At 64.8% G+C, this 230-nt stretch carries 1 protein-coding gene; it reads left to right on the forward strand.

Translation table 11 applies throughout. From position 1 onward, the window contains the following. Positions 1 to 230 (forward strand): sensor histidine kinase (locus ACQG3P_RS25240; RefSeq protein WP_426806571.1); only part of this gene is annotated, 230 nt, incomplete at both ends.

The following is a 230-nucleotide window of genomic DNA, read 5'->3' on the forward strand; positions in this document are numbered from 1 at the left end:
AATGACTTCAGCGCGCAGAACCCCGACGTTCCGCCGGGCCATTACGCAATGCTGCGGGTCAAGGACTCCGGCCACGGCATGTCCGCCGAGACGCTGACCCGCGTGTTCGAACCATTCTTCACCACCAAGGTAGTTGGGCGCGGCACTGGCCTGGGCCTGTCCATTGTGTACGGCTTCGTCAATCAGTCCGGCGGCCACGTGCTGGTGGATTCCGCGCCCGGTGCCGGCAA

Source organism: Stenotrophomonas sp. SrG (genome assembly GCF_050031795.1).
Taxonomy (GTDB): domain Bacteria; phylum Pseudomonadota; class Gammaproteobacteria; order Xanthomonadales; family Xanthomonadaceae; genus Stenotrophomonas; species Stenotrophomonas rhizophila_A.